General features: G+C 65.8%; 5 protein-coding genes. 4 read left to right on the plus strand and 1 reads right to left on the minus strand.

Annotated elements, in window-relative coordinates; translation table 11 throughout:
- From RMO40_RS11255 to RMO40_RS11270, 4 genes are all read left to right on the plus strand, one after another.
- The coding region (locus RMO40_RS11255) for a DUF3138 family protein (protein ID WP_309720732.1) at window positions 1-834 on the plus strand (834 nt) is incomplete at its 5' end.
- Window positions 835-862: 28 nt separating this feature from the next.
- Window positions 863-2,356 (plus strand): aldehyde dehydrogenase family protein, encoded by a 1,494-nt coding sequence (locus tag RMO40_RS11260; RefSeq protein ID WP_309720734.1) that lies wholly within the window; start codon window positions 863-865, stop codon window positions 2,354-2,356.
- A complete protein-coding gene (gene glnT / locus RMO40_RS11265; RefSeq protein WP_309720737.1) occupies window positions 2,353-3,639 on the plus strand; it encodes a type III glutamate--ammonia ligase in 1,287 nt (428 codons plus the stop codon). Before RMO40_RS11260 ends, glnT begins: the two co-directional genes overlap by 4 nt.
- A gap of 7 nt (window positions 3,640-3,646) precedes the next feature.
- Window positions 3,647-4,567 carry an EamA family transporter gene (locus RMO40_RS11270; protein ID WP_309720742.1) on the plus strand — a complete coding sequence of 307 codons (921 nt, stop codon included), beginning with the start codon at window positions 3,647-3,649 and terminating at the stop codon, window positions 4,565-4,567.
- Here the strand turns inward: RMO40_RS11270 and dusA are convergent.
- A partial coding sequence (gene dusA, locus RMO40_RS11275; RefSeq protein ID WP_309720747.1) for a tRNA dihydrouridine(20/20a) synthase DusA occupies window positions 4,526-5,300 on the minus strand: 775 nt, incomplete at its 5' end. The two genes, RMO40_RS11270 and dusA, sit on opposite strands and share 42 nt — an antisense overlap.

The following is a 5,300-nucleotide window of genomic DNA, read 5'->3' on the forward strand; positions in this document are numbered from 1 at the left end:
AGCCTGCAGCGGCGCCTGATCGCAGGTCAGATCCCCGACTGGTCGGGCTACGAGTACCTGCAACCGACGCTGAACAAGCTGATCACGCACAACCTGCTGTTCGACTTCACCTTGCCCACCGCCTACACCGGCGTCGGGATGGAGATCACCGAGGGCAAGTGGATCATCAAGTCGATGCTCGCCAACATGAACGCCAGCAAGCGCGCAGCCGGCGAAAAGTCGCCGGTGTTTGCTTATCGTGTTGACTACTCCAGGGGCGAGTACCAGGGCTTCGGCTTTGCTGGTGTGCACGGCAAGGCGGCCAATCTGGTGAACGGTGGCCCTGACACATCGCTGCATCTGCTCGAAGTCGACGGCTACTTCGTCCGCGGTGACTGGACGGTGCAAGGTCAGCTGAGTTATGGGCAGCAAAAAGATGCGTCCATCACGGCGGATCCGGTGACCAGCGAGTTGCGCAACGCTAGCTGGTATGGCGTTTCAGTTCTGGCCGCCCACAAGTTCACGCCTCGCTTTGAAGGCATCGCTCGCCTCGACTACCTTTCCAACAAGAAGAACGGCGGTGGCTTGTTGGGCTATGGTGCGGACGACCGCAACGGCATCGGCCCGGACGCCACGCTCGGATGCGATGCCGACCCGACACTCGACGGCTGCAGCACCGGCGCCAACCGATATGCCTTGTCACTCGGCGTGAGCTACCTCTTCAACCTCAACACCACCTTCAAGTTCGAGTACCGCATGGACCGCGCGAACCAACCCGTGTTCCTGTACGTGAAAGACATCGAATACAAGAAGAGCAACCACGTGCTGGGTGCCGCCGTCGTGGTCAGCTTCTGACACACCACGGCGCCGACCGGAGACGCAGATGCACTCACCCGCCCCCGACTGGCGCGCCCGCGCCACCGACCTCAAGCTCGATGGCCGCGCCGTCATCGGTGGCAAGCGGGTGGCGGCTCTGACGGGTGAAACCTTCAACTGCGTCTCACCCATCGATGGCCGCACCATCGGCCAGATCGCGCGCGGGCGCGAGGCCGACATCAACGCCGCGGTGGCCTCGTCGCGCCTCGCTTTCGACGACGGCCGCTGGGCGCGCCAGGCCCCGGCCGCACGCAAACGCACTCTGCTGCGTTTCGCCGAAAAGATCCTCGCCGCTCGCGACGAGCTGGCTCTGCTCGAAACGCTCGACATGGGCAAACCCATCAAGTACAGCCTGTCGGTTGACGTGCCTTCGGCGGCGCGTTGTATTGCCTGGTATGCCGAGGCCGTCGACAAGATCTACGACGAGATCGCCCCCACCGCACACACCGCGCTGGCGCTGATCACCCGCGAGCCCATGGGCGTGATCGGCGCGGTCGTGCCCTGGAACTACCCGATGATCATGGCCGCCTGGAAGCTCGGGCCGGCGTTGGCGGCTGGCAACTCGGTGGTGCTCAAGCCGAGCGAAAAGTCGCCCCTCACAGCACTGCGCCTGGCCGAGCTGGCGTTGGATGCAGGCCTGCCTGAGGGCGTGTTCAACGTGGTGCCAGGTTATGGCCACGAGGCCGGTGAAGCGCTCGCGCTGCACATGGACGTCGACGCGATCGGCTTCACCGGCTCTACCCGCGTGGGCCGCAAGATGCTCGAGTACGCCGGCCGCAGCAACTTGAAGCGCGTCTACAACGAGCTGGGCGGCAAGTCGGCCTTTGTCGTGTTCCCCGATTTCGATGACATCCCGCGTGCCGCCAAGACGGTGGCCGGCAGCATGTTTTTCAACCAAGGTGAGTCGTGCAACGCACCGTCACGCGTGTTCGTGCACGAGAGCGTGGCCGACGAGTTCGTGAAGATCGTGGCCGGCGAAGCGCCCAACTACCAACCCGGTGACCCGCTCAACGCCGCCACCGAAATGGGCGCGCTGGTCGACGATACCCAGCTGCGCACCGTGCTCGGCTACATCGACGCCGGCCGTGCCGAAGGCGCGCACATCGCAGTGGGCGGCCAGCAGGTGCGCGCCGAGACGGGCGGCTACTTCGTCGAGCCCACGGTGTTCGAAGGCGTGAACAACGGCATGCGCATCGCGCGTGAAGAAATCTTCGGCCCGGTGATGTCGATCATCCGCTTCAAGTCCGAAGAAGAAGCGATTGCGCTCGCCAACGACTCCAGCTACGGCCTGCAAGCCAGCGTGTGGAGCAGCAACATCAACCGCGCCCACCGTGTGGCGCGCGCCTTGCGCGCCGGCACCGTGCACGTCAACCAATATGACGAAGACGACATCACCGTGCCCTTCGGCGGCTTCAAGCAGAGCGGCAACGGACGCGACAAGTCGCTGCACGCCTTCGACAAGTACACCGAGCTGAAGACCACCTGGATTCGCCTCGAATGACACCGCTAGGCGAAGCGCTCGCCGCCCAGGGCGTGCACACGCTCATCGCGCAGTTCACCGACGTGCATGGCGTGGCCAAGGGCAAGTTGGTGCCACTGACCCACCTCGACACCTTGTTAAGCGACGGCGCAGGCTTTGCCGGCCCGTCGATCTGGGGCACTGGCCTGCCACGCACCGGCCCCCGCTCGGAGTACTACGGCCGAGGCGACGCCCCCACCGCGCGCGCCCTGCCCTGGATGCCGGGTTACGCCCGAATCGTGTGCGACGGCTTCGTGGCCGGCGAGCCCTTCGACGCCTGCCCGCGCCAGGTGCTGCGCCGCCAGGTGGCCCGGCTTGCGGAGCGTGGCTGGGCCCTGCGCACCGGCATCGAGCCCGAGTTCTTCTTGTTGCACCGCACGGCCCATGGCATCGCTGCCGCCGACGCTGAAGACGGCCTCGACAAACCCTCATACGACCTCAAGACCCTGCCGCGCCAGCGCGAGTTTCTCAAGCAGCTGAGCGACGGCCTCACCGCCTGCGGGCTCGACGTGTTCCAGATCGACCACGAAGACGCCCACGGCCAGTACGAGCTCAACTTTCACCACGCCGACGCGTTGACAAGCGCTGACCACCTGATGCTGTTCAAGATGGCGGCTCACGCCATTGCCGAACAGCACGGCAGCCTGTTCTCGATGATGCCCAAGCCCTTTGCCAACCAGCCGGGCAGCGGCATGCACTTTCACGTGTCGCTGTGGGAGGGCGCCTCTTGCGTGGAGAACGAGCATTTCATGGCCGGCGTGCTGCACCACTCGGCCGCGCTGTGTGCATTGGCCGCGCCCACCGTCAACAGCTACAAGCGCCTCGTGGTGGGCGAGTCGCTCTCCGGCACCTCTTGGGCGCCGGCCTATGTGGCGCACGGCCCCAACAACCGCACGGCGCTCGTTCGCACGCTGCCGGGCCGGTTCGAGTGGCGCCTGCCCGACGCATCGGCCAACCCCTACCTCGCCACTGCGGGCCTCATCGCCGCCGGGCTCGACGGTGTCGACCGGCAGCTGGTGCCGGGCCCGGCGAGCACCGACGACCTGTTCAAACTCTCGCTCGCCGAGATCCGTGCGCGCGGCATCGCGGTGCTGCCGCAAAGCCTGAGCGAAGCCACCGACGCTCTGGCAGCCGACGAGGTGATCTGCGACGCCCTCGGCGACACCTTGTCCAGCGAGTTCATCCGCCTGAAACGCGAAGAGTGGACTGCATACGCCCGCCACGTGAGCGCGTGGGAGACAGCCCGCTACGCCACCGCGTTCTGATGCGCTGATGCAGTCTCGCGCCCTGTGGGTTTCTTACCTGTGCCTGGCCAGCAGCATGGCGCTGGTTGGCAGCTACGTCGGTTTCTCCAAGCTGCTGGTGCTGGTGTTCCCCGTGTTCCTGCTGGCCTGGTTGCGCTTTGGCATCGCGGCCGTGGCGATGGCGGGTTGGGTCAAGCGCACACCGGGTGAAGCGCCGATCAGCCCACACGACCGCACGCTGCTGTTCTTCGAGTCGTTCTTCGGCAACTTCCTGTTTTCCATCTGCATGCTCTACGGCGTGTCGATGACGTCGGCGCTGGCGGCGGGCGTGATCATGGCGGCCATCCCGGCGGTGGTGGCAGTGATGTCGTGGGGCCTGCTGCGCGAGCGCATCTCGGGCCGTGTGGTGGCCGGCATCGCGTGCGCCGTGGGTGGCATCGTGCTGGTGTCGTTCACCAAACATGCCGAGGGCGCGGCGCCCAGCTCGCTGCTCGGCAACGCGCTGCTGTTCTTCGCGGTGCTGTGCGAAGCGAGCTATGTGGTGATCGGCAAGAAGCTCACCGGCCAGGTGTCGGCCAAGCGCATCAGTGCATTGGTCAACCTGTGGGGCCTGCTGCTGGTCACGCCCTTCGGGCTGTGGCAGGCATGGAGCTTCGACTTTGGCGCGGTCGGCATCGGCTCGTGGTGGCTGTTGCTCTTCTATTCGCTGGCCGCCAGCATGGTCACCGTGTGGTTGTGGATGACCGGGCTCAAGCAGGTGCCAGCCTCATCGTCGGGGGTGTTCACCGTGTTGTTGCCGGTCAGCGCGGCACTGGTTGGCGTGCTGTTTCTCGGCGAGCGCTTCAGCGCCGGCCAGGCGGGGGCGTTTGCGCTGGCCTTGCTGGGTGTGGTGCTCGCGACGTGGCCATCAAACGGCCGGGGCCAGCTCGCGCCGGTGAGCAAGGTCTGACACCACGCGCGGTGGCTCGGCCTTGAGCTTGTGGTCTGACCACACCTGCCGCCACTTGCGCGCGCCCGGTGTGCTGTTCCACAGGCCCAGTATGTGGCGCGACACATGCGACCAGGGCTCGCCACTGGCAACCACACGCTCCATGTAGTCGACCATCAGCGACTCGAGTGCCGCGCGGTCCAGGGTCTGTGGCGAGGCGCCGTAGAAGCGCTCGTCCCACTCGGCCATGCGCCAGGGGTTGTGATAAGCCTCGCGGCCGATCATCACCCCATCCACATGGGCCAGGTGTTCGGCAATCTGGTCGTTGGTCGTGACGCCGCCGTTGAGCACGATGGTGAGCTGAGGGAAGTCGCGCTTCAACTGATAGACCATCTCGTAACGCAGTGGCGGCACTTCGCGGTTTTCCTTCGGGCTCAGGCCCTTCAACCAGGCGTTGCGCGCATGCACGATGAACACTTCGCAGCCGGCCTCGGCCACCGTGCCCACGAAATCGCGCACGAAGTCGTAGCTCTCGGTGTGGTCGATGCCGATGCGGTGCTTCACCGTCACCGGCAGGCTGGTCGCGTCGCGCATGGCCTTCACGCCATCGGCCACCAGGTTCGGCTCGGCCATCAGGCATGCGCCAAAAGCGCCGCGCTGCACGCGCTCGCTCGGGCAGCCGCAATTGAGGTTGACCTCGTCGTAGCCCCACTGCTGCGCAAGCCTCGCGCATTGGGCCAGGTCGTCGGGCTCG

Origin of the sequence: Rhizobacter sp. (assembly GCF_031412075.1) — a bacterium.
Taxonomy (GTDB): Bacteria; Pseudomonadota; Gammaproteobacteria; order Burkholderiales; family Burkholderiaceae_C; genus Rhizobacter.

Coding starts and splice junctions, on each gene's coding strand:
- RMO40_RS11260 (WP_309720734.1), top strand. CDS start 863: ATGCACTCACCCGCCCCCGACTGGCGCGCCCGCGCCACCGACCTCAAG.
- glnT (WP_309720737.1), top strand. CDS start 2,353: ATGACACCGCTAGGCGAAGCGCTCGCCGCCCAGGGCGTGCACACGCTC.
- RMO40_RS11270 (WP_309720742.1), top strand. CDS start 3,647: ATGCAGTCTCGCGCCCTGTGGGTTTCTTACCTGTGCCTGGCCAGCAGC.